This window comes from Candidatus Thiodiazotropha sp. AKAK3 (assembly GCF_058244645.1).
Genome location: NZ_JBSYOQ010000059.1, coordinates 22,808 through 43,973 on the forward strand (window position 1 = coordinate 22,808; position 21,166 = coordinate 43,973).

Below are 21,166 nucleotides of genomic sequence, written 5' to 3' on the forward strand. Positions count from 1 at the left end.
TTGTAACTATCGCTTCTCTCTGATCACTTTCCGAGAATCACACTTACCTCTTCGCCGCCCTCTTTTTAACTGTTTTTTTCTTGCTTCTTCTCTTTTTTGCAGCCACTTTCTTGTTACTGCTCTTCTTTGCTATCTTCTGTTTTGGAAGCGGCTTTTTGCTGGCCTTTTTTCCTACCTGTGTAACCTTGCTTCTTTTCACTACCTTTTTCTTGGCTGCGGTTTTTTTAGTTACTTTCAGACTCTTCTTGACGGTCGATTTTTTAACTACTGATTTTTTCGCCACTACCTTCTTACTGCTACTGGTCTTGGCATTAGACGCACTTTTTTTAGCCACTCGCTTTTTCAGCTGAACAGCTCTCTTACGGCTCACTGATGAGCGACTTTTTTTCGTCGCTGCCTTTTTTACCACCTTGGCGCTCTTTTTAGTTACCTTTTCAGCCTTTTTTGCCGCTTTTTTTGTAACCGTTTTTGTTCCAGCACCAGGGACGCTCTTTTTCTTCTTAACTACACTCTTACCCGCAGCTTTTGCTTTTTTAGCGATTTTTGACTTCTTTTTTCTCGCAATTCCAGATTTTTTCTCTACTGAGGCTGTCTCTGATTGAGGCTTTGACTGCTCATCCTCGGGCTTTTTTGCTTCTTCAGTTGCTGGAGGTGGCATCTGCACCACACTCGCACGCTCAACCGAGACTTCAGGTTGATTCCCCTTTGGTGTTGTTTCAGAGCTGTTGAGCGCAGAGCCTTCAATGGCCTCAAGCATGCCCTGGAAAACAGTTTCAAGCTCACCGTTACCATCGACTCTGGCCAGCCTGTTACTCTTCTCATAGTGGGTTATGAGGGGAGCGACCAGATGATCAAACACATGGATGCGGTTACTTACCGTCTCTTCATTGTCATCCGAACGTTTATGCAGGCGCCCTCCACAGCTGTCGCAGACGTCATCAACTAGCGGTGGGTTCCGGTAGGCATTGTAGAGCTGATTGCAGCTGCGGCAGGTAAGTCGTCCAACCAGGCGCTCCATCAGATTGTCTACATCGATATCAAGCAGGATGACCCTATCGAGAGGCATGTCGAGCTCGACTAACAGCTCATCCAGTGTCAGAGCCTGTAAAAGATTCCTTGGAAAACCATCCAGAATAAAGCCACTGCTCAGGGTGGGTTTCAGAAAATGGTCACGCAGCAGGCCAAGAATAATATCTTCAGTCACCACATGCCCAGCATCCTGTTGTGCTTTCGCCTCCAAACCCAATGGGTTCTGTTCAGCTACAGCTCTCTTGAGGAGTTCGCCAGTCGTTACGATGGAGAGCTTGAGCTTTTCCGCCAATAGGGCTGATTGGGTTTTCTTGCCCGCTCCAGGCGCCCCGAGTATCACAATACGCATTCCTTACACTTCCCCCATGGCCAGGTCACAATGTCGGATAATCCCTTGCATTTCAGTATTCTATGTGACCCGCCCCGGCTCGAACCAGAGTTGAGACACATCAATGGCACTTGACCCGGCACAGGCTAACTGCTGCTCTATATTTTGGTCAATTCGGTATCCCCGGCTTTGGGGGCAAATAGAGTATATGGAATGGAACATATGGCTCTAAGATCAATGACTTGTAAGATTTACCGGCATGAAGTCACAGATTTCACTTATTTATTAATTAAGAAATTCCATGACTCCATCCAACTTTTGGATTAGCCGAATCTTGTTCTGTTGGGTAAGCTAATCCAAGATTTCCAGTAAAGTCAACGGACTTTATGTACTAAAAGGCTCGATTAGATTATTCTTCTCTGCCTCACGAAGTGACTGTAAGCAGAGTAACCTCATGCCGCAAATCCCAGATATTACAGATTCTGAGCATTGGATCATCGAAACCACATTGACTGAACGATATGGTCAAAAGGTGGAAACCCAGATCGCGGATGCAGAAATCCGCCTCATGCCATCTGATCGGGAGTTGAGCAGTTGCCCAGTTGTCTACTGGGATCAAGAGGAGTGCAACTTCATCATTTTTAAGACCGGTAGTCGTAAATATCGCTGCCAGTTTTTCTACCGTGGCTATCAGCAGTATGGTACCGGGGTACACGAATATGACGACCTGACAGAGTGTATTGTGTCGCTTCTACAGGCACAGGCCGACCATTCGGCCCAGCAGAAAGGTGACCTCTAAACGGCCAGATCAAATTCAATAAAATATATTAATATCAATAACATAAAGGGGATCTAACTCATGACAGCAAAAAATGCTTTCTATGCACAATCGGGGGGCGTTACAGCAGTAATCAACGCTTCTGCATGCGGGGTTATCGAAACCGCGCGTAAACACCCAGACAAGATTGCCAATGTCTACGCCGGCCGTAACGGCATCATTGGCGCATTGACTGAAGAGTTAATCGATACCAGCCAGGAGTCAGCTGAGGATATCGCAGCATTGAAGCACACCCCATCCGGTGGCTTTGGTTCCTGCCGCTTCAAACTAAAGAGTCTTGAAGAGAATAAGCGTGAATATGAGCGCCTGATCGAGATCTTTAAAGCACACAACATTGGCTATTTTTTCTACAATGGCGGTGGTGACTCTGCTGATACCTGCTACAAAGTCTCACAACTCTCTGAAAAGATGGGTTTCCCGGTACAGGCTATTCACGTACCGAAAACTGTCGATAATGACCTGCCGATCACAGATAACTGCCCAGGTTTTGGCTCTGTAGCGAAATATATCGCGGTCTCCACTCTGGAAGCTTCCTACGATGTACGCTCCATGGCCGCCACCTCGACCAAGATTTTTGTCATCGAAGTTATGGGGCGCCATGCTGGCTGGATCGCTGCTGCCGGCGGCCTGGTAGAGGATGAAGGCATACCTGTCGTCATTCTGTTCCCGGAGATTGAGTTCGACAAAGATAAATTCCTGGCCAATGTCGATGCCAAGGTAAAAGAGCATGGCTACTGCACCATTGTGGTATCGGAAGGCTGTCACTGGCCTGATGGTAAATTCCTAGCTGAACAGGGCACCAGAGATGCTTTTGGACATGCCCAACTAGGCGGTGCTGCACCTGTTGTAGCAAATATGATTAAGGATGCTCTGGGCCATAAGTTCCACTGGGCTGTTGCAGACTATCTACAGCGGGCTGCTCGCCACCTTACCTCAGAATCTGATGTTGCTCAGGCTTATGCGCTTGGCCAGGCTGCGGTGGAAAAGGCACTTGAAGGAAAGAACTCCATCATGCCTACAGTGGTACGCGAATCATCAAACCCCTACAAATGGCATATCGGTGAGGCACCTCTCAGCGAGGTCGCCAATGTAGAGAAAATGATGCCTTTGGATTTTATTACCGAGGATGGCTTCGGAATTACCGATGCCTGTAAGGAGTACCTCTACCCACTGATCAAAGGTGAGGCATACCCCCCTTATAAAGATAATGGAATGCCTGACTACGTAACGATGAAAGGCGTAGCAGTTCCAAAAAAACTAGATACTTTTGAACTCTAGACAACGACAAAGAGGGGGCTTATCAGCCCCCTTATTTGTGTGTACGTGCTTAGAAAAAATAAACGCTATGGAGGCTGATAAGTGTCGCACACCTATTTTGTACCTGAACTCTTTTATCATTACTCAGTGGAGGATCTCTAAGTGAATATAGAACTGATCTTTGCCCTAGCCTGTGCCGCAGCTGCACTGGTTTATGGCCTCATATCCGTTAAATGGATACTCGCTCAGCCGGAAGGCAACGAAAAAATGCGCGAGATCGCCGGCGCTATCCAGGAGGGCGCTCAAGCCTATCTAAACCGACAATACACCGCCATCGGTATCGTTGGCGCAGTCGTGCTGGTGGTTATTTTCTTCGGACTGGACAGCGCTACAGCCATTGGTTTTGCGATTGGCGCCATCTTCTCAGGTTTGGCAGGTTACATTGGCATGAACATCTCTGTTCGCTCCAATCTGCGTACAGCTGAAGCTGCCCATAATGGTATCAACGCCGCCCTTCAGATCGCCTTCCGTGGTGGTGCTATTACTGGCATGCTGGTAGTCGGTCTCGCCCTGTTGGGTGTCGCCGGTTACTACTACATCCTCAACGCAATGGGTGTCTCAGACGCCCATGCCCTGCATGCATTGGTCGGACTGGCTTTCGGTGGCTCACTGATCTCCATCTTTGCCCGACTGGGTGGCGGCATCTTCACCAAAGGTGCCGATGTTGGTGCTGATATTGTTGGTAAAGTAGAAGCTGGAATCCCTGAGGATGACCCACGCAACCCTGCAGTTATCGCCGACAATGTAGGTGACAATGTTGGTGACTGCGCAGGTATGGCTGCCGATCTTTTCGAGACCTATGCGGTTACCGTAGTTGCCACCATGCTGCTTGGCAGCCTGCTGGTTACAGGACTGGGTAACGAGGCGGTTATCTACCCCTTGGTACTGGGGGGTGTCTCCATTATTGCTTCCATCATCGGCACCTACTTCGTCAAAGCGAAGGATTCCGATACCAATGTGATGCCAGCCCTCTATAAGGGTCTGATTGTCGCGGGTGTATTGGCGGCTATAGCCTTCTACTTTGTCACTGACTACATGATGAGCGGTGCGAACATTGTGGTCGGTGGTGTCGCTGTGACTGACCCGGTAATGGCACTCTTTGGATCTGCCATGATTGGCCTGGTGCTGACTGCAGCCATGGTGGTAATCACAGAGTACTACACCTCTACCGAATACTCCCCTGTCCGCTCCATCGCTGAAGCATCCACAACCGGAGACGGCACCAATGTCATCGCCGGCCTGGGCATCTCGATGAAGGCCACTGCGGCACCGGTATTGGTAATATGCGCAGCAATCTGGGGCGCTTATGACATGGCCGGCCTCTACGGTATCGCCATTGCAGCCACTGCCATGCTCTCTATGACAGGCATCATTGTCGCCCTTGATGCCTACGGTCCTATCACCGATAACGCCGGTGGCATCGCCGAGATGGCGGAGCTGGACGAGAAGATCCGTAATATCACTGATCCACTGGATGCGGTGGGCAATACCACCAAAGCAGTGACCAAGGGTTATGCGATCGGATCAGCAGGTCTTGCAGCACTGGTGTTGTTTGCCGACTACACGCACAGTCTGGAGAGCCATTTCGGTTCCGGCATAAGCTTCGACCTATCCAACCACATGGTACTTATTGGCCTGCTCATTGGTGGCCTTGTGCCCTTCCTGTTCGGTGCCATGGCCATGGAGGCAGTGGGTCGAGCTGCTGGTGGAATCGTCAATGAGGTGCGGCGTCAATTTCGCGAGAAACCTGGGATTATGGACCACAGCGAGAAGCCTGATTATGGCAATGCTGTAGATATGCTGACCAAGGCAGCCATCAAGGAGATGATCATCCCTTCTCTGCTGCCCATTGCAGTACCGCTGCTGGTCGGCCTGTTTCTCGGTGCCCAGGCGCTGGGTGGCTTGCTGATCGGTACCATCGTAACCGGTCTGTTTGTCGCCATCTCAATGACCGCCGGTGGTGGTGCCTGGGATAATGCGAAAAAGTACATCGAAGATGGAAATTTCGGTGGCAAAGGCTCTGACGCACATAAGGCAGCCGTTACCGGGGACACCGTGGGTGACCCCTACAAAGATACTGCCGGTCCTGCGATCAATCCTTTGATCAAGATTATCAACATCGTTGCACTGTTGATTGTGCCTATTCTCTAAAATAGGACACTTCAAGCAAGAATCAGGGGAGCTTCGGCTCCCCTTTTTAGTGACCAAAGGCCACTCTTAATTCGTGGTTATCCGGTTTCTATATTCGGCAGCTTGACTGATATAACCCATGTAAGTGCAGTTGTGCAGCGCAAGGTAGCTGCTTGCATCTCGTTGGATAGTGGCCTGCCATTTTTAGCCTGATAACCCTTAGCCTGCTGCATTTGTGGGCCTCTAAAAACATCAAACAATATAGGACACTGCACTAGACACCTGCTCTGGTTATCCGTACTCTTCACTTCTCAAACACCACCGGCCCAACCGGCTGGATTCGATAACAGCTGTTTTCCACCTGCAAGGTAAGATAAATGAACCTAGACCGCGTCTCATCGGGAAAAAACATTCCTGACGAAATAAACGTCATAATTGAAATCCCCGCAAATGCAGAACCTGTGAAATATGAGGTCGACAAAGAGACTGGGGCGATGTTCGTCGACCGCATCCTGCGTACGGCCATGCACTATCCTGCCAACTATGGCTATATTCCCCATACCCTGTCAGACGACGGCGACCCCTGCGATGTTATGGTGCCTACTGCATTTCCCCTGATTCCAGGCTCAGTAATCCGCTGCCGTCCAGTTGCGGTTTTGAAAATGACCGACGAATCCGGTGATGACGCGAAAGTTGTTGCGGTACCCATAGACAGCGTCTCAAGCCGCTGGAGCCATGTAAAAAGCTATGAGGATATGCCTACGGAGCTTATGGAGCGTATTGCCCATTTCTTTGAACACTACAAAGATCTCGATGAGGGAAAATGGGTTCGTGTTTCCGGATGGGATGGCATTGAAGCAGCTAAGAATGAGATTAGTAATTCGGTCAAAATGTTCCAAGACGCACCTGAAAAACCACACTTCTAAGTGTTCATTGCCAGAGATAGTGTCAAGGTATCCAGGAGCGAAATATGAAGGTCTGTATAGTTTCTGACAGTCATGACCATATTCCCTTACTGGATGCCGCTGTTGAGTCGGCCAAGGAGGATGGTGCTGAGGCTGTACTGCACTGCGGTGATGTCGTCGCACCCAGTACACTCCATTGTCTGCAGAAATATGACCTGCCTATACATGTGATCCACGGTAACAACTCCGGAGATCTCTATACCCTGGCCAGGTTAGCAAACAATGATGACAGTAATATTCACTATCATGGTATGGACGCAGGGGTTGAACTGGCCGGTCGAAAAATCTTTCTGGTGCACTACCCCCACTATGCTCGTGCGATGGCTGCAACAGGTGACTGGGATCTGGTCTGCTGCGGCCACAGCCATAAACTTGGGTTTGAGCAATTCACCAATATCCAAGGTGGTACCACACACCTGATCAATCCCGGTACCATAGGTGGCGTAGGTAAATCGCCAGCCACCTTTGTTATGGCTGACCTGGAAGAAATGACTTTCGAGGCACGGGAAATCTCTAAGCAGATTGAACGCGAGGCAGGATATTGATGGCAGAGTTCACCCACTTCAACGCCTCTGGTGAGGCTCACATGGTGGATGTGGGGGATAAAGCCTCAACCCGGCGCAAGGCAATTGCCGAAGGTCGAATATCGATGCAGGCTGAGACCCTTGAAATGGTCGTTGAAGGCCGTCACAAAAAGGGGGATGTGCTCGGTATCGCTCGGGTTGCCGGCATCATGGCAGCTAAAAAAGCATCAGACCTGATTCCACTCTGCCATCCCCTCTCCCTGACCAAGGTTGCTATCGACCTCATCCCGGAAAAAGAGACCAGTACTATCTACTGCCGTTGCCATGTCGAAACTCAGGGCCAGACTGGTGTAGAGATCGAAGCACTCTGTGCCACTCAGATCACATTGCTCACCATATACGATATGTGCAAAGCTGTTGACCGGGGAATGTCTCTCCTTAATGTTCAGCTTATAGAGAAGAGTGGTGGAAAATCGGGAACATGGGAAAGGGGTGATTAAAGTTTAAAAAACCACAGCCGCTTATATTTGTGCGAATACGTGAAGCCTGTCACAATATAATGCCGTTTATTTGACAAACTAAGAAGATATTATCGAGTAGTAAGGATGCACATATGGGCAAATTTGTAGAGTGGACCGACACTTTAAGTGTCGGCATCGAAGAGATCGACGAACAGCACAAAATGCTGGTCGATTTAGTAAATAAAATGCATGAAGCGATACATCAGCGCCATGGAAGTGATGTAGTCCAGGCCATTCTTGCTGATCTGGCTGAATACACTCGCATACATTTTGCTGTTGAAGAGAGTCTGATGCGTATCCTCAACTACCCCGGATACGATGAGCATAAAGAGATCCATGAAGAGCTACTCGAGTCTGTCTCTGACCTTCTGGAGAAGGTCTCAACGGGCAAGACCGCCATCGGCTTTGAGTTGATGCACTTTCTCAAAACCTGGCTGACAAAGCATATTATGGAAGAGGATATGCAATACAGTGGCTTCTTTATCAAGGCTGGGGCTCAAACCAAATTGAGCAAAAAGTCCTGGATTCAACGCCTCTGGAGTTGATCTTTCTCCGAAAGATAATTTAACTTCCATAATAGCCACATAACCTTCTGGTGCTTTCACGTACACCAGACTGGTGACCGGCAGCCCAGACAGGCTAAACTTACGGGTTCACCGATTGAAGGATGACCATGAACCCCTACTATCATCAAGCCCACTTTCTGAAAAGTGCGGCCAAATTATCCCAATCACCGGCAGACAGTGGCTATGAAGTCGCTTTTGCTGGTCGCTCCAATGCTGGAAAATCGAGCGCCCTGAATACCCTCTGCAGCCAAAAATCTCTGGCGCGAACCAGTAAAACGCCAGGACGCACCCAATTACTTAATTTTTTCTCACTGGATGATGAGCGCCGACTGGTCGACCTGCCGGGATACGGCTACGCCAAAGTTGCAGAATCGGTCAAAAAACAGTGGCAGCAGAGTCTGGCTGACTATATAGAAAACCGCGAATGTTTGAGGGGATTGATTTTGCTGATGGACATCCGTCACCCCCTGACCCAATTTGATCTGCAGATGTTGCAATGGAACACCCATCACGGGCTTCCGACTCATATCCTGCTGACCAAGGCTGACAAACTAAAGAGCGGTGCAGCAAAAAACACCCAATTAAAGGTAGAACGCAGCCTCAGCGATCACCCTGAGATTACTGTTCAGAGATTCTCCTCGCTGAAAAAACAGGGTATCGAAACCTGTCATGAAGTTATGGACATCTGGTTTGAGCTGGAAAAGAGAGCTGATTCCAGTAGTCGCTAAAAAAGATTAATCTCCAATAAATAATTCAATGGAATCAATGAGAAACAAATTTTTTTATGGAGAAAAAAGAAGGCCCTGGTAGTCTAAGGGGAGAGACTATCAGGGCCGGATCTTCCCGGATGGGGTTACCGGGAAGGGGTGGGTCGCAAAGGGAGGAAAGCGACCCGTGCCGTACAACTTACAGAAACATAGACTAGGCCTGCGAAAAAAAGTTCAGCTAATCGCTCAACTATTTAAAAATAATTTCAGATCAATGGGCTTCATCCCAATTATCGCCCACCCCTATCTCGACCAGCAGGGGTACAGCGAGGGTCGCAGCATGCTCCATGCGTTCTCGTAGAATCTTCTCCGCTGACTCCAAATATCCAGGCTCCACCTCGAATACCAGCTCATCGTGAACCTGCATCAACATCCTGATCGGAGGCTTTTCACCCTCAATCCACTGATCGACTGAGAGCATCGCCCGCTTGATGATGTCTGCGGCACTCCCCTGCATCGGTGCATTGATTGCTGTACGCTCTGCAGCGGTACGACGCTGGTGGTTCCGCGCATTTATTTCAGGTAGATAGAGACGTCTGCCAAAAAGGGTCTCTACATATCCCTGCTGATGCGCCTGCTCGCGAATTTTGTCCATAAACTCTGAAACGCCTGGGTAACGCTCGAAATAGAGATCGACATACTCCTGGGCAGCCTTTCTCTCTATACCCAACTGCCGAGCCAGACCGAAAGCAGACATACCGTAGATCAAACCAAAGTTGATCGCTTTGGCAGAACGACGCTGGTCAGTGCTGACCTTGTCCAGATCTTCACCAAAGACTTCTGCAGCAGTAGCGGTGTGAATATCCTTACCTTCGGAAAACGCCTTTAAAAGGCCACTATCCTGGGAGAGATGGGCCATGATGCGCAGCTCTATTTGTGAGTAGTCTGCTGCCAGCATCTTCCAGCCATGCTGAGGTATAAAAGCCTGCCTGATTCGTCTGCCCTCCTCTTTGCGGATGGGAATGTTCTGTAAATTGGGGTCGGTGGAGGAGAGCCTGCCGGTTGCTGCCACCGCCTGATGGTAGGAGGTATGTACCCGTCCAGTCTCTGGGTTCACCATCTCAGGCAGCTTATCGGTGTAGGTCGACTTCAGCTTTGCCAAGCCCCGATGTTCAAGAATGACTGCCGGCAGGTCATGCCCCTGGTCAGCCAATTCAATCAGCACCGATTCAGCTGTAGAGGGGGCCCCTTTGGGCGTTTTACTGATTACAGGCAGCTGTAGCTCGTTGAAAAAGATCTCGCCAATCTGCTTGGGAGAACCCAGATTGAAGTTATGTCCAGCCAGGGTATAGGCACGCTGTTCCAACTCATGTAACTGGCGTGAAAAGGCATCACTCTGAGCCCGCAGCATCTCACTGTTGACGCTCACCCCATTGCGCTCGATACGGGATAATACCGGCACAAGGGCTACCTCCAACTCAGTGAATAGTTTTGTTAGTAAATGCTCACTCTTTAGTTTAGGCCAGAGTTTCTGATGAAGCCGCAAGGTAATATCTGCATCTTCAGCAGCATAAGGCACCGCCTGCTCCAGATCTATCTGGTTGAAAGTGAGCTGCTTTTTTCCTTTACCCGCGATATCTTCAAAGTGAATGGTGCTATGGTCGAGATACTTTTTCGCCAATGAATCCATATCGTGCCGTGTCGCAGTGGAATCGACCACATAGGACTCCAACATGGTGTCATAGGCGATACCCTGCATCTGAATATCATAGCGGGCGAGCACACTCATATCGTATTTAAGGTTCTGACCGAGCTTTTTCTGTTGCGGATCTTCCAGCAAAGGTTTCATCTGACTCAGCACCCAATCCAAAGAGAGCTGTTCAGGTGCTCCCGGATAGTCATGGGCCAGGGGTAGATAAGCAGCCTCTCCCGGCACCACAGCAAAAGATAGACCGACCAACTCTGCCTGCATGTAGTCAAGACTGGTGGTTTCCGTGTCGAAGGCAAACAACTCACTCTGCTTGAGGCGATCCATCCACTCCAGGAAAGCCTCTTTAGTGAATATCGCCTGATAGTCTGTTTCAAGCTGAGGTTGTGACACTTCCTCTACCTCCCCCTCCCCTTTCTCATCCAGAGTGGAGAGCAGGCGTGGGGATTCCATTCGCTCATAGTGGCTTCTTAATGACTCGGTATTCTGCTCACTTAAGACGTATTCCGTTGGCTTTTTATCCAGATCGACATCTAACTTGATGGTTGCTAACAATCTCGACATAGGCAGCTGATCGAGACTGGATCGCAGGTTTTCACCGATTTTACCGCCTATTTCGTCAGCCTTACTGATCAGATTATCCAGAGAATCGTAGCTTTTTAACCACTTTGCAGCAGTCTTTGGTCCACACTTCGGTACCCCGGGAATGTTATCCGAACTATCACCCACCAAGGCCAGGTAGTCGATAATCTGATCTGGTCTGACACCGAACTTCTCAACCACACCCTGCTCATCCATTGTCGTTTCAGACATGGTATTGACCAGACTGACTAGTGGATTGACCAGCTGGGCCATATCCTTGTCTCCAGTGGAGATCACCGTCTTAACCCCCTCATCAGTCGCCTGGCTAGCAAGGGTGCCGATAACATCGTCGGCCTCAACCCCGGATACCATCACCAGAGGGAGTCCCATGGCTTGAATGATTTCATGTAGCGGCTCAATCTGGCAGCGGAGGTCTTCAGGCATCGGCGGGCGGTTTGCCTTGTACTCAGGATAGATCTCATTTCTGAAGCTCCCACCCGGCGCATCAAAGACGACTGCAATATGCTCTGGACGATAGTCATTAAAGAGTCGTCGCAGCATATTCAACACACCGACAATAGCGCCAGTCGGCTCACCCTTAGAGTTACTGAGTTCCGGAAGCGCATGGTAGGCGCGAAAAAGGTAGGAGGAACCATCTACCAGGACAAACGGAGGATTGTCAGACATAACTAACTGATACACCTAAAAATAGTTGAACAAGCCAAGCCGGCTATACTACTCCATGGTAGCGGAAAACATCCCTTCTTGTCGCTAGCTGGTCACGCTGGAAATTAATACTGCGAAATACCCTACTATTTTTCTTGGTCTTTATAGAAATCTGTTCTATCTTTAAGGCGTGGAGGCACTAAAAAACCGAATATAAATGACCTCTAGAAATCACAACCATCACCACTGGAGATAAACCGATGCCAGATATGAATCCTATGGCTGTTGAGAACAGCAACACCCCTGAGGGCTTCGAAGATTGGACAGAGGATCAAGCAATAAAGTTTGCCGCAGAAGAGAATATCGAGCTGACCGATGCCCATTGGGAAGTGATACATTTTCTACGTCATCACTGTGAACAGAATGGCGCCACATGCAGTGCAAGGCTGGTGCTAAAAGCCATGACAGGCGAAGTCAAGCAGAAGGGCGGTAAAAAATATCTCTACAGTCTCTTCCCTAGAGGGCCAGTTGTGCAGGCTTGTAAAATTGCCGGCATACCGCTTCCTCCCTACTCTCTGGATCTATCCTTCGGTAGTGTGCACTGATTGGGAATAAAGTTATCCAAGCGAACAAATAATAAGGGGCCAAAGGGCCACAACGTCCCATTAACTTTCAATCTTCTCAGAACAACTCTGAAAGCCCCTCTCCCTTTACGGGAGAGGGGTTGGGGAGAGGGTGTAGGCGAAGCGTTTCATGTGGTTGAAAGAGAAAAACTGCATTAATCGTTCATATTTGTCTTGCTGATTGTTGGGGGAAGTAGGGTGTTCATTCTCCCCCTCTCCCCCAGCCCCTCTCCCGCGAGGGGAGAGGGGGGTTTCTATCCCCACCTATTTAAGATACTGATTACTTGTACGTTTTTTCTAGCCGTAACCCTCTGCTTTACGATGCTTTTCATGTCTCAATTCTCAAACAGCAATAGAAACCAACAGCAATGAATCTGTTACAAACGTAATAGTTAAAGTAATGGGACGGCAGTGGCCAGACGGCCCTTTTTTGATGTTGCTTCAACGACAAACAAGCGACATCACTTACACCAACGATCCACATCCGCTTTCAACTGCTTCATATGGCTTTGTCGCTCTGCATCACTCATATAGCTACGTTCGCCATCCTTCTTGAAATTATATATTCCTCTAGCACGATTATGAGACTTGTATCTGTCTTTAGCGTAGATACATTTTGCCTTACGTTTTTCTTTCTCTTTTTTCGCCTTTTGCCGGGCCTCTTTTTTATTACTTCGATCCTCTTGGTAGCTGTCCAGCATACGTTTCATTTTCTGCTGTCGTTGTTCCGGTATTTCATTGCTTGAACTATTGCTCGGTGCTGGTCTGATCTTTACTTCAGTCGATGATTCAGACACAGGGCGGTCACTGAAATGAACCCGTCCCTGCTCATCCGTCCACTTATAGACTCCGGCATGCAGCATTTGAGGGTAGACAATTGCGATGAAGAGAGAGCGCGCTACTACTCTGAAGGTTAGTAATTCCCTTATATTTTCGAAATACCCGATAGTGCGGCTTACCATAGCTGTCACCAAAATTTTTGAATTGAAAATAAATGCGATATGAAGGCGATAGCCTATCAAAAAACAAGGAGCATGTACTGGTGTGGTGATTCACACGAGCGAGCGGGCGGAGCAGATTAGAAGTGGATATGAAACATGCAGAGACTGAAAAGGGTGCCGAAGCACCCTTTTGCAGTGTAGTCATCCCATCAATATGAGATCAGAGTCCGGAACCCCGGTTACCGGTGAACTCCGGATAGGCTTCCATTCCACACTCTCCAAGGTCGACGCCTTCGTACTCCTCCTCTTCACTGACACGGATACCCATGACAACTTTGAGGACCAGCCATACGATAAAGCTGGCAATGAAAGTCCAGGCGAAGATGACGCCGAGACCCAGGAGCTGTGCACCAAAGTTGGCATCGGTGTTGGAGAAGGGCACTGCAATCAGACCCCACATACCAACTACACCATGGACAGAGATAGCGCCCACAGGATCGTCAACTTTGATCTTATCCATAGTGATGATTGCGAAAACAACCAGGATGCCGCCAATGGAGCCGACAATGGTTGCCCATAGCGGTGTTGGCGCCAATGGCTCAGCGGTAATCGCTACCAGACCAGCCAAAGCACCATTCAATGCCATGGTCAGATCAGCCTTGCCGAACAGTGCGCGGGCAGTCAACAGAGCCGCTACTACACCACCGGCTGCAGCTGCATTGGTGTTGACGAAGACAGCTGCTACGGCATTTGCCTCACCGATATCAGAAACTTTCAGTTCTGAACCACCATTGAAGCCGAACCATCCCAACCAGAGTATGAAAGTACCCAGGGTTGCAAGCGGCATATTGGCGCCAGGTATTGCGTTAACACGACCATCTGCTGAGTATTTTCCTTTACGAGCACCAAGCAGGATAACACCAGCCAAAGCAGCTGACGCACCACACAGATGCACTACACCGGAACCAGCAAAGTCTTGGAAACCAGCTGCATCCAGGAAGCCACCGCCCCATTTCCAGTAGCCCTGCAGAGGATAGATGACACCGGTCATCGCCACCGCAAACACCAGGAAGGCCCAGAGCTTCATACGCTCAGCTACCGCACCAGAGACGATAGACATGGCTGTGGCAACAAACACCACCTGGAAGAAGAAGTCAGACATGCCGGAGTAGTAGGTATCGCCATTGCTGGCCAATACATCTTCGACACTATTGTCACCACCAAACATGAAGCTCAGATCCAGCGCAGGAAAGATTCCATTGCCGTCAGCCGGGTACATGATATTGTAACCCATCAGCATGTACATAATACAAGCGATGGCAAACAGGGCGACGTTCTTTGTGAGGATTTCAGTAGTATTTTTCGCTCGAACCAGACCGGCTTCGAGCATGGCAAAACCTGCTGCCATCCACATTACGAGTGCACCAGACACCAAAAAGTAGAAGGTGTCCAATGCGTAGCTTAGTTGTGTAATCGCTTCCACGATACTCTCCAATATTCAGTTACTAATCGGTTACAGTGCTTCAGAACCGGTTTCGCCAGTACGCACACGGACCACCTGTTCGAGGGTGGTGACAAAGATCTTGCCATCGCCGATCTTGCCAGTCTTAGAGGCATTGGATATCGCCTCAACCACTTGATCAACCACCTCGTCATCAACTGCAATTTCAACTTTAATCTTTGGAAGAAAGTCGACTACATATTCAGCGCCACGGTAGAGCTCGGTATGACCCTTTTGTCGTCCGAAACCCTTGACCTCGGTGACGGTAATACCGGCCACACCAACGTCTGACAGCGCTTCTCTAACATCATCAAGCTTGAATGGCTTAATGATTGCGGAAATCATTTTCATGCTGTTACTCCTCAGTTACCTAGTCCGCCCGAAGGCGGACAAATGATTTAGCTGGACAAAAAATTTAGAACTCTTTTGACCAGGAGACGAAGAAACGCATATCTGAGTCTTCACCCGCTGCATCGGTATCGTCCAGATCGGTATCAGAGAGACTGAAAGTCACATCACCGAAATCACCAGTAGCCTTGGATACGTCAATCTGATAATGCATGTAGTCATCTGCGTCATCATCGCCATCACCATCTGGCTCAACGAAGCCAACGGTCAGACCAATTGAGAAATCTTCAGGAAGGTCGAAGCTACCGCCCAGGTAGAAGTAGAGATCCTCTTCAACCGCTTCAACTGCGTCTTCAGCAGTGATCACATAGGCAAAACCTGCAGAGAGGAAATTCCAGCCAACATTGGCATTGATTTCAGCGAAATCTGAGTCTGAATCACTTGAGTAGGAGTAGTAGATCAGGCCTGCATCGTAGCTGACGCCAGCGACTTCACCGCCATAACCACCGTAGAAATCCAACTCATAGTCATCCCAAGCCTCAGAGATCCAGGTACCTGCATAGAGACCGGAATCATGAGCATAATCAACGCCACCAGAGAAGGCAGTGCTGTTACCTGATTGGGTAAGACCACGCCAGATGTAGTTGCTGGTTACACCAACGTTGGTACTGATCTCGGCTGCAGCAACTGATGACAACCCCAGCAATGCAACACCACAGGCCAGAGCAAGTTTATTCATTTTCATGGTTTTCAATACCTCTACTTATATCGATCATTAAAATGTTGAAATTTTGGTTCAGCTCTTTCGTGAGATAAGCCGAATGTGCGTTTAACTAATCAGACTTCGTGCCAATCATTGCAACCGACTGTAAAACATGACATTTCTGTAATATTTCAGAAGTTAAGTAGAGATCAATAAAATCTCTGTGCCTTATTTGTAGTCACAAAAATGGGCATGCACTGCATCAGTGCACCAAACCGGTGCGTAATCCGGAAACTGTGAGTCCGGTCACGGCTTCATGTCTCGATAACTACACAACCAATATTTGTTGTAATAATGAGACAGTTAATCTACAGGTGCGCCCGTCTGGACAACAGCGTCAACACTGGCTATTGTCTGCTTCATGATTGATTCGAAACTAATTGATGATCTCGCCCAACGGCTTTCCAGCGCCCTACCTGCCGGCATTCAGACCCTGCAAGGCGATGTTAAGAAAAATCTTCGCGCCGGTCTGGAATCGGGATTGGCCAAGTTAGATTTGGTAACCAGGGAAGAGTTTGAGGTTCAGGCCGCTGTGTTATCCCGCACACGGGAGAAACTTAAACAACTGGAACAACAGGTAAAAGCGTTGGAAGAGCAACAGGACTAGGCTGGCTGGCTCCACACTCATTGCAAGCTGATAAGCACGGCTGACGCACTATCGCGCAGCAACAACAGATCAAAACATCGTCGATAGCGGAATAATCGACCTGCGAAACCACGGAAGGAACCGATGTCACTCGCCATACTCTACTCCCGTGCCCAAGAGGGCATCCGCTCTCCCCTGGTCACAGTCGAAGTTCACCTCGCCAACGGACTCCCTGCACTCTCTATCGTCGGATTACCAGAGATGGCGGTGCGTGAAAGCAAGGATCGTGTCAGAGGCGCCCTGATCAACAGTCAGTTTGAGTTCCCTGCCCGCCGCATCACGATCAACCTTGCACCAGCCGACCTGCCGAAAGAGGGTGGAAGATTCGACCTACCCATCGCCCTTGGCATTCTCGCGGCCTCTGGGCAGATTCCCAAACAGTCACTAGATGACTATGAGTTCGCAGGAGAGCTGGCGCTGTCGGGAGAACTGCGTCGGGTTCATGGCATTCTCCCCGCCGCCCTGGCAGCCAGAGATGCAAACCGATCATTGATCGTATCTGAACAGAATGCCCCTGAGGCGACACTGGTCAACGATCTCAGCTGCTTTCCAGCCAGACACCTGCTTGAGGTCTGTGCACATCTGAATGGGGTGCAGCCACTTCCCATATATCAGCAACCCAAAACCGAATCGCCGGTGACACACCCGGACATGAAAGATGTGATTGGACAGCAACAGGCGCGCCGCGCTTTGGAGATCAGTGCCGCTGGCTCACATTCACTACTCTATATAGGCCCTCCAGGCACAGGTAAATCGATGCTCGCCGCTCGTCTGCCTAGCATTCTGCCGCCAATGGTCGAGCAAGAGGCCCTGGAGAGCGCAGCCATTCGCTCAGTCGCCCAGCAACAACCTTTTGATTCAGCCTACTGGCGCCAACGCCCCTTTCGCGCCCCCCACCACACTGCCTCAGCCGTTGCGCTGGTCGGTGGTGGTAGCAACCCAAAGCCGGGAGAGATCTCTCTCGCCCATCAGGGTGTGCTCTTCTTGGATGAACTGCCTGAATACGACCGCCATGTACTGGAGGTGCTGCGGGAGCCGATGGAGAATGGCTCGATCACCATCTCAAGGGCCAACCGCCAGGTTGACTACCCTGCCCGTTTTCAATTGATCACTGCGATGAACCCCTGTCCCTGTGGCCATCTTGGAGATGGCAGCCAGCGATGCCACTGTACTATTGAACAGATCACCCGGTATAGAAGCCGTATCTCCGGCCCGCTGCTTGACCGTATCGATATGCATGTTGAAGTTCCACGACAGCCGATCGAAATTGGGCGTCGTGCTGAAACCAATAGAGAGGAGGGGAGTGATGCAATACGTGATCGGGTTATGGCTGCAAGAGATCGACAACAACAGCGCCAAGGTAAGACCAATCAAGCACTGGCCGGTAGTGAAATCGAGACTCACATTCAAATCGCCGAGTCCAACCAAGCCCTGTTACAAAGAGCCATCGACCAGCTTGGGCTCTCGATGCGGGCCTATCACCGCATTATCAAAGTTGCCCGCACCATTGCAGATCTTGAGGATCAATCACAGATTGGCGCTAAACATATCAGTGAAGCTATCGGCTATCGCCGTCTGGATCGCGCGCAAAGCAATCTATATTAGATCAGAATGCTTCACAAAAGATGAAACGTACTCCAGACAACACTGTAATATGGCTACAAAATGAGTAACGTAATTTTGCTAAAGAAGGGGGCTGTCTATTTTTATGCGGCCTTCATGGATGAGAATCTGACAATCCCATATATTCAAACTTGGGTGTACATGGGGTTAGACCCTGAAGACGGGCACATTTTCGAAAGTACATGTGGAGAGAAAGAACAATATTGCTTTCCCACTGGAATATCTAGCAATGTACTAGACAATAAGGCTCTGAGTGAGTGGCTGCTTGAAGAACATAGCCCGAAAATAGTAGGAAGGGAATATGTGTACAAATCCATATAACCAGTTGCTCCAGCCGACGTCTGCGCTGACGTGCCGCCACGGCTGAGCTTGGTCGTTAAAAGGTACCCTTCAATCCTTCAAGTTTTCTTCTGAAAGACTCAACCACTTTTCTGTTGTCGCTGGAATCAGAGACAACAGTCGGCACCAGCACCACGACCAGTTCAGTTCGCCTGCTGCTCTCAGACTCCTGACCAAACAGCCAACCAATCAGTGGCAAGTTGCTTAGAAAGGGAAGACCTGAACTACCACTGTTTCCTTGATCGCGGATTAAACCACCCAGGATCAGAGCCTCTCCATTCTGTACGGCCACGGTGCTTTCGATCTTTCTGGTCGAGATAGTGGGCGAGTCAACAGAGGATGATGTTGTTGAGGAGGCATCACTGACCTCCTGTGTGACTTCCAATGTGACCAACCCACCAGGATTGACTCTTGGGGTGACCTCTAACATCACACCCGTATCTCGATAACTCACGTTGTTAATCAAATTGGCCGTGCTGTCAGTAGTAGACTGTTGTTGTGTTGTCACTACCGGAACCTGGTCACCGACCTGAATGGAGGCAGTCTCATTATCAAGGACCATCAATGAAGGTGATGAGAGCACACGAACCAGAGAGTCTTCTGCCAATGCAGTAAAAATTGCCCGTACATCGCCAACACCGCGTAACAAAGAGAAGTTAAATCCGGGTACTGAGGTAGCTAATGCCGTTCCAGTCTCACTGATTGTAAGGCTTCCTTCACCAGTAAAATTATCTCCATCCACACTGTTGTTAAAAGCCCATTGAAGGCCGTACTTCAGATTGTCCGTTAATGCTACCTCGATTATGGTCGCCTCAACCATTACCTGAAGCTGGCGCTGATCCAACTTCTCCAGTGCTTCCAACATGCTTGCATATTGTGAGGGGGTTGCCGTGATCACCAGAGAGTTGTGTTTGGCATCGGCCACTACCCTGATCTCTTTATCAGATGAGTCGCCCACTGTACCGGTCAGGGTCATACGGGTCACGGATGTAGACGATACAGTCTTTGATTCACTATCTGTTGAACTGCTCAGCGTCTTTTTTGTTTTTCCTGGTGCGACCTTGGCAGATTTGTTTTTTGTGCGTGTTGAAGCTGCGGAAGAGAAGAGCTGCTGTAGCATATCCGCCAGATCTTCTGCATCGCCATTTTGTACCCGGTAGACATAGAGACGCTGCCCCGTTCCGGCGTCCTGAGTATCGACCCGGTCGAGTCTTGGAATCCACTCAGCCACCCGATCCAGATAGCGCTTTTGTGGTGTCACCACCAGGATACCATCGGCTTCATCAATCGGTACGATGCGAAACATGCCCTGCAGGGGGTTGCTATCGATACTGCCGACTATCGCCTGTAGCTCTTTGGTGACGGTGGAGACCTTGGCATACTTCAGCGGGAAGAAACCGACCGACAGCCCCTTTATCCAGTCCACATCAAAAAGATTGACTGTCTCCAGAAGCCCCGCCATCTCGGCGCCGGTACCGCCCATAACCAATAGGTTGCGCACTGCATCGACCCTTATGATGCTCTCTTTCGGCGCTAACGGTTGGAGTATCTCTGCCATTTCGCGGGCGCCAATATACTCCAGCGGTACAATCTGCAGGGCGTACCCGGCCGGTATTGGCGCGCTGCTATCAGCAAGCCTGGGCACCTTTTGCCCCTGTACAGCCTTGCCCAGGGGCAGAACACGGTAGACCCCATCCACATTAACCATGGCGGCGTTATTCATCCTCAGCAGGGTCTCCAGGGTCGGCAGCAGATCCGCACGACTCAACGATTTTCCTGTCTGGATGGTCACATTGCCCTTTACCGCCGGATCGAGGATATAGCTCTCATCGAGTAGCTCCCCGAGTATCGTCTGAATCACTTCGCGCAGATCGGCCTTTTCGAAATTAAGGGTAATATCGCCTGCAGGTGCTGAAGCCGCAGCCTTATCGATCGATTTATCGCTGTTAACAAACTGCCCAGTGCCATAGAAAATCTCAGTTCTATCTTTACTGGCCTGTTTCTCTTTCGGCTTCTCCTGATCAAAGGTTTTCAGACCAGCATCTTGTTCACCCTGGTCGCCTCCCGGTAACAGGTGACCCGGTGGAAAACTATTTTTAACAGCGACCGAAGCTTCGTCATCAGATTTACTGTTTAAATTGGAACAGCCGGTAATAAACAGCAGCAGCAGGGTAGGGAGCGTGTACTTAATCAACATCTGATGGTTTTTTCTGCATTAGGAGCTTAAGAAAAATTCTAACCGTCATGGAGAGGCCGGCTCGAACAATCGAGCATTCTAGCTTGAATGAGCGTGATGGTCACTTGAGAGTTGCTGTAACTGTTAGAGTTCCATTCAGATGAAGCATACAAATAGACACAATCGAGAGGTTGTTCTGTTATGCAAAGATTCGAAAAGGTGGGGCATGGCCCCACCCTACGGAGCGCCAATATCACGTAGGGTGTCGGCCCTGCCGCACCAAACAACCGCCACATCTACCCGTAGGGTGGGGCCATGCCCCACC

The 21,166-nt window shown here is 49.6% G+C and carries 18 protein-coding genes; 11 read left to right on the plus strand and 7 right to left on the minus strand.

The features are described 5' to 3' along the window. Positions 1 to 43: 43 nt before the first annotated feature. The gene (locus AC4IE7_RS14660; RefSeq protein ID WP_490777599.1) at positions 44 to 1,378 is read right to left on the minus strand and encodes an adenylate kinase family protein; all 1,335 of its coding nucleotides are present in this window, start codon (positions 1,376 to 1,378) and stop codon (positions 44 to 46) included. A gap of 433 nt (positions 1,379 to 1,811) precedes the next feature. On the opposite strand from AC4IE7_RS14660, the gene AC4IE7_RS14665 reads away from it, so the two are divergent. The 8 genes from AC4IE7_RS14665 (at position 1,812) to yihA (ending at position 8,946) form a co-directional block, all read left to right on the plus strand. Continuing rightward, a complete protein-coding gene (locus tag AC4IE7_RS14665; RefSeq protein WP_490777600.1) occupies positions 1,812 to 2,156 on the plus strand; it encodes a hypothetical protein in 345 nt (114 codons plus the stop codon). A gap of 60 nt (positions 2,157 to 2,216) precedes the next feature. Next, positions 2,217 to 3,473: a 6-phosphofructokinase gene (locus AC4IE7_RS14670; RefSeq protein WP_490777601.1), complete on the plus strand. Its 1,257-nt coding sequence runs from the start codon at positions 2,217 to 2,219 to the stop codon at positions 3,471 to 3,473. Positions 3,474 to 3,614: 141 nt separating this feature from the next. Beyond that, positions 3,615 to 5,663, plus strand: a complete 2,049-nt coding sequence (locus AC4IE7_RS14675) for a sodium-translocating pyrophosphatase (RefSeq protein WP_490777602.1) — start codon at positions 3,615 to 3,617, stop codon at positions 5,661 to 5,663. 356 nt (positions 5,664 to 6,019) lie between these two features. Next, positions 6,020 to 6,568, plus strand: coding sequence for an inorganic diphosphatase (ppa, locus tag AC4IE7_RS14680; protein ID WP_490777603.1), 549 nt, complete (start codon positions 6,020 to 6,022; stop codon positions 6,566 to 6,568). Between the two features lie 44 nt (positions 6,569 to 6,612). Beyond that, positions 6,613 to 7,152 (plus strand): metallophosphoesterase family protein, encoded by a 540-nt coding sequence (locus AC4IE7_RS14685; RefSeq protein ID WP_490777604.1) that lies wholly within the window; start codon positions 6,613 to 6,615, stop codon positions 7,150 to 7,152. Further along, on the plus strand, positions 7,152 to 7,631 hold the full coding sequence (gene moaC / locus AC4IE7_RS14690; RefSeq protein ID WP_490777605.1) for a cyclic pyranopterin monophosphate synthase MoaC: 480 nt from the start codon (positions 7,152 to 7,154) through the stop codon (positions 7,629 to 7,631). Before AC4IE7_RS14685 ends, moaC begins: the two co-directional genes overlap by 1 nt. A gap of 113 nt (positions 7,632 to 7,744) precedes the next feature. Beyond that, on the plus strand, positions 7,745 to 8,197 hold the full coding sequence (locus tag AC4IE7_RS14695) for a bacteriohemerythrin (protein ID WP_490777606.1): 453 nt from the start codon (positions 7,745 to 7,747) through the stop codon (positions 8,195 to 8,197). A 128-nt stretch (positions 8,198 to 8,325) separates the two neighbouring features. Then, positions 8,326 to 8,946, plus strand: coding sequence for a ribosome biogenesis GTP-binding protein YihA/YsxC (gene yihA / locus AC4IE7_RS14700; protein ID WP_490777607.1), 621 nt, complete (start codon positions 8,326 to 8,328; stop codon positions 8,944 to 8,946). Between the two features lie 250 nt (positions 8,947 to 9,196). Here yihA and polA read toward each other — a convergent pair whose 3' ends face one another. Beyond that, complete coding sequence (polA, locus tag AC4IE7_RS14705) at positions 9,197 to 11,902, minus strand: DNA polymerase I (protein WP_490777608.1); 2,706 nt, start codon at positions 11,900 to 11,902, stop codon at positions 9,197 to 9,199. Between the two features lie 239 nt (positions 11,903 to 12,141). Here polA and AC4IE7_RS14710 point away from each other — a divergent pair, with 239 nt between their 5' ends. Continuing rightward, positions 12,142 to 12,486 carry a TusE/DsrC/DsvC family sulfur relay protein gene (locus tag AC4IE7_RS14710; protein ID WP_490777609.1) on the plus strand — a complete coding sequence of 115 codons (345 nt, stop codon included), beginning with the start codon at positions 12,142 to 12,144 and terminating at the stop codon, positions 12,484 to 12,486. Positions 12,487 to 12,965: 479 nt separating this feature from the next. On the opposite strand, the gene AC4IE7_RS14715 is transcribed toward AC4IE7_RS14710, so the two are convergent. The 4 genes from AC4IE7_RS14715 to AC4IE7_RS14730 all read right to left on the minus strand — a co-directional run bounded on the left by AC4IE7_RS14715 (position 12,966) and on the right by AC4IE7_RS14730 (position 16,039). After that, positions 12,966 to 13,466: a DUF4124 domain-containing protein gene (locus AC4IE7_RS14715; protein ID WP_490777610.1), complete on the minus strand. Its 501-nt coding sequence runs from the start codon at positions 13,464 to 13,466 to the stop codon at positions 12,966 to 12,968. A gap of 199 nt (positions 13,467 to 13,665) precedes the next feature. After that, positions 13,666 to 14,928: an ammonium transporter gene (locus AC4IE7_RS14720; RefSeq protein WP_490777611.1), complete on the minus strand. Its 1,263-nt coding sequence runs from the start codon at positions 14,926 to 14,928 to the stop codon at positions 13,666 to 13,668. 30 nt (positions 14,929 to 14,958) lie between these two features. Continuing rightward, positions 14,959 to 15,297, minus strand: a complete 339-nt coding sequence (locus tag AC4IE7_RS14725) for a P-II family nitrogen regulator (protein WP_490777612.1) — start codon at positions 15,295 to 15,297, stop codon at positions 14,959 to 14,961. 64 nt (positions 15,298 to 15,361) lie between these two features. Continuing rightward, entirely contained in the window at positions 15,362 to 16,039 is a 678-nt protein-coding gene (locus AC4IE7_RS14730) for a TorF family putative porin (protein ID WP_490777613.1), read from the minus strand. Between the two features lie 379 nt (positions 16,040 to 16,418). On the opposite strand from AC4IE7_RS14730, the gene ubiK reads away from it, so the two are divergent. Together ubiK and AC4IE7_RS14740 are read left to right on the plus strand one after the other, a co-directional pair. Next, positions 16,419 to 16,664 carry a ubiquinone biosynthesis accessory factor UbiK gene (ubiK, locus tag AC4IE7_RS14735; protein ID WP_490777614.1) on the plus strand — a complete coding sequence of 82 codons (246 nt, stop codon included), beginning with the start codon at positions 16,419 to 16,421 and terminating at the stop codon, positions 16,662 to 16,664. 123 nt (positions 16,665 to 16,787) lie between these two features. Beyond that, complete coding sequence (locus AC4IE7_RS14740) at positions 16,788 to 18,308, plus strand: YifB family Mg chelatase-like AAA ATPase (RefSeq protein ID WP_490777615.1); 1,521 nt, start codon at positions 16,788 to 16,790, stop codon at positions 18,306 to 18,308. A gap of 394 nt (positions 18,309 to 18,702) precedes the next feature. Here the strand turns inward: AC4IE7_RS14740 and gspD are convergent, their stop codons facing one another. Next, positions 18,703 to 20,862, minus strand: coding sequence for a type II secretion system secretin GspD (gene gspD / locus AC4IE7_RS14745; RefSeq protein WP_490777616.1), 2,160 nt, complete (start codon positions 20,860 to 20,862; stop codon positions 18,703 to 18,705). Between the last annotated feature and the right edge of the window lie 304 nt (positions 20,863 to 21,166).

Bases quoted from the DNA above. Each gene is read 5' to 3' on its own strand.
- AC4IE7_RS14660 (WP_490777599.1), bottom strand. From the start codon at position 1,378: ATGCGTATTGTGATACTCGGGGCGCCTGGAGCGGGCAAGAAAACCCAA.
- AC4IE7_RS14665 (WP_490777600.1), top strand. From the start codon at position 1,812: ATGCCGCAAATCCCAGATATTACAGATTCTGAGCATTGGATCATCGAA.
- AC4IE7_RS14670 (WP_490777601.1), top strand. From the start codon at position 2,217: ATGACAGCAAAAAATGCTTTCTATGCACAATCGGGGGGCGTTACAGCA.
- ppa (WP_490777603.1), top strand. From the start codon at position 6,020: ATGAACCTAGACCGCGTCTCATCGGGAAAAAACATTCCTGACGAAATA.
- AC4IE7_RS14685 (WP_490777604.1), top strand. From the start codon at position 6,613: ATGAAGGTCTGTATAGTTTCTGACAGTCATGACCATATTCCCTTACTG.
- moaC (WP_490777605.1), top strand. From the start codon at position 7,152: ATGGCAGAGTTCACCCACTTCAACGCCTCTGGTGAGGCTCACATGGTG.
- AC4IE7_RS14695 (WP_490777606.1), top strand. From the start codon at position 7,745: ATGGGCAAATTTGTAGAGTGGACCGACACTTTAAGTGTCGGCATCGAA.
- yihA (WP_490777607.1), top strand. From the start codon at position 8,326: ATGAACCCCTACTATCATCAAGCCCACTTTCTGAAAAGTGCGGCCAAA.
- polA (WP_490777608.1), bottom strand. From the start codon at position 11,902: ATGTCTGACAATCCTCCGTTTGTCCTGGTAGATGGTTCCTCCTACCTT.
- AC4IE7_RS14710 (WP_490777609.1), top strand. From the start codon at position 12,142: ATGCCAGATATGAATCCTATGGCTGTTGAGAACAGCAACACCCCTGAG.
- AC4IE7_RS14715 (WP_490777610.1), bottom strand. From the start codon at position 13,466: ATGGTAAGCCGCACTATCGGGTATTTCGAAAATATAAGGGAATTACTA.
- AC4IE7_RS14725 (WP_490777612.1), bottom strand. From the start codon at position 15,297: ATGAAAATGATTTCCGCAATCATTAAGCCATTCAAGCTTGATGATGTT.
- AC4IE7_RS14730 (WP_490777613.1), bottom strand. From the start codon at position 16,039: ATGAAAATGAATAAACTTGCTCTGGCCTGTGGTGTTGCATTGCTGGGG.
- ubiK (WP_490777614.1), top strand. From the start codon at position 16,419: ATGATTGATTCGAAACTAATTGATGATCTCGCCCAACGGCTTTCCAGC.
- AC4IE7_RS14740 (WP_490777615.1), top strand. From the start codon at position 16,788: ATGTCACTCGCCATACTCTACTCCCGTGCCCAAGAGGGCATCCGCTCT.
- gspD (WP_490777616.1), bottom strand. From the start codon at position 20,862: ATGTTGATTAAGTACACGCTCCCTACCCTGCTGCTGCTGTTTATTACC.